Source organism: Rhodococcus zopfii NBRC 100606 = JCM 9919, from assembly GCF_001895025.1.
In the GTDB taxonomy this organism is placed as follows: domain Bacteria; phylum Actinomycetota; class Actinomycetes; order Mycobacteriales; family Mycobacteriaceae; genus Rhodococcus; species Rhodococcus zopfii.
Map to the genome: position 1 here is coordinate 1 of NZ_BCXI01000094.1, position 2,336 is coordinate 2,336.

A 2,336-nucleotide genomic window follows, 5' to 3' on the forward strand; every position below is an offset into this window, starting at 1 on the left:
CCCCTCCCCTGCTTGCCCAGAACGGGCAATATCGTAGGGAGTTTGGGTAGAATCCGAAACTGATAAATCATCACCTACTCGATAAAAAACATTGCCTACTCTGATTCTAGTTGGATTACATGACGTCAATAGTGGGTACGGGTGACTTTCAGTGAAAGAAAACTCTGGTCCAGATTCCGCGCGTCCGTCCAGATGAATTTTCGTCAGCCTGAACTCCACCCCTCTGTTTAGACTTTGCGTCCGCGTCAGGATCAAGAAATATGACGGTCCAGATAAAGCCGATTGAACGATGCCTGCTGGAACACTAATGGACTTCAAACTCCCGTCTATCCCGTAGATTGCAGCTGGGCTTTCCAGTAATTGAATCGATTCCAGCTTTCTGACCCCGGGAAGTATTCGTGTTCCCGGCAATGTCGGTGCGATCACCAAAAGGGAACCTGTGGTGGGATGGGAAACTGATCTTGCTATGCTCGTCGAGGAAATAAGGGAAGTATGCATGCTTCCGCTTTCGTCGAAAGCAGTGCGAAAGATCTCATCCTTGCTTACGACCCAGCATCCATATCGATCTGCGTGTATGCGTCTGAATCGGCTGGTGGATTGGTCCAATATAGGACCTGGAAAAATGTGCTCCATCGCTGGATTGGCACCGTCAAGAGAAAACCGCCGAAGGATGGGTAACTCCTGATCAAGAGCCCAGACCGAATTTCCGAATACGCTGGTTGTGGAGGGCAAAAACGGTGGTCTGAGCGGTCGACTCCCCACATCTTCGAGGTCCAGTTCAATCAGAACTCCGATAATTCGGTGTACATTATCCGAATCGATTGATAAGTGATCAGATTCGAATTGGATTGGAAATTCTTGAACCTCGGAATATTGGATTGTGCCCGGCACGGGCTCCCAGCCTTGAACAGTTGGTGCCCGTCGAAGTCGGGTGCGTATCGTCTGGACGCGGGTGATGCGACCACGTACTTCGTCCTCATGGCCGTTGATATCGGCGTAAATCGTACCAGTGATCGTCGTACATCCGGTAGTGGGTCGCTCGGCTGCCCAGCTTGCGCTCCATCCATCGCCTCGCAGTCTGGTGTCCCAGATGGGCTGCTCTGCTACTCCTGTCCGCGGGTGTTTGCCTGCGTGCGGATGTGATATGACCCGCGCGGTGGTCACGTGGGGGCCAGTGGTATCGAACCAGTGGTGGTCGCGAAATCCGAGTGGCACGGACACGGTCTGGCCAACATAAGGTGGCTCCAGCGCTCGAGTTTCGATGACCAAGATATCGACGACCACTTTTAGGATTCGGTTTCCCATGTGTGCGATCCTAGTTTCTCAGTCGGGCGGAATCTGTGAGAGCTGGCGCCGTTCTTTGTCTTTTGCGCTGCACAACAGGTTAAACGTTCGTGTCACGGTGGGACTGCTTGAGGACCGCCAAGTGGATTCTTGCAGGGTAGCCTTCAGGTCCTGACCAGCCGTACTGCAACCGTAACCGTGGTCGTTATCGCTTCCGCCGTTCAGCCCGGGTCTTCAGGGAAGTCGGACGGGCTCGAGGAATTTGAGAGGACCGCACCGCCGTACGGGCCGTACTGGCCGCGCTGGGGTCGACGGCGACGATCAGCCGGACGCGGTGTGGCTGGCCAGGTTTGATCCGGGAGCCAAGGTTCATCGAGCCCACACGCGGCCGCGACGGTGGCGAGCACCACGCGGCGGCACCGGTGAGTGAAGGGCATGTGCGGGTGGTCCTTCGCTGGTGCAGCGGTACGGCGGCGCGGGCGGTCACTTGAACACGTCGACGTACCAGCGGCCGGCGATCTTCGCGGTGGTGACGGTCTGGGTGCCGCGCTCGACCGGGACACCTGGCCGCGTCACCGACAGGTCGACGAGGAACACCCCACCGACATTTAGCCTTGGAGGGAGCCCGCAGGCAGACCGTCCCACCGACCGGGACACATGGTGATCTCTGTAATCTGAGCGGCCGTCCACGGGCTCGGTGCCTGGTCGAGCGGTGTCCTTGTTCGGGAGCTCGGAGCCAGCCCGTTGGTATGGACTCCTGCTTGGAGAATGTCTGGGCCGTGGCCGCGATGGTCAGTCACCTGCGAACAGGAGGATCTGAGGTTGCCCCTTGAGAGTGGACACCGGATTTCATGCAGCGAGTGCGAGCGTAGCCGATGCGGTCAATCGTCGTTCGAACTCGATCGGTGCCAGATAGCCCAACGCGGAATGACGCCGTCGCCGGTTGTAGTACGACAACCACCCGAACAACTCCAGACGCGTCCGCGCCTTCGACATCGCGGCACAACCATGCAGCCATTCACGCTTCAAACTCTGAAAGAACGACTCCGCCA

The 2,336-nt window shown here is 57.3% G+C and carries 1 protein-coding gene and 1 pseudogene; both read right to left on the minus strand.

What is annotated here, in order from left to right; translation table 11 throughout:
• Positions 1 to 1,305: pseudogene (locus tag RZ1_RS31045) on the minus strand (hypothetical protein); the annotation flags it as partial.
• An 828-nt stretch (positions 1,306 to 2,133) separates the two neighbouring features.
• Positions 2,134 to 2,336: integrase core domain-containing protein (locus RZ1_RS29130; protein WP_139282068.1), on the minus strand; the 203-nt coding region annotated here is incomplete at its 5' end.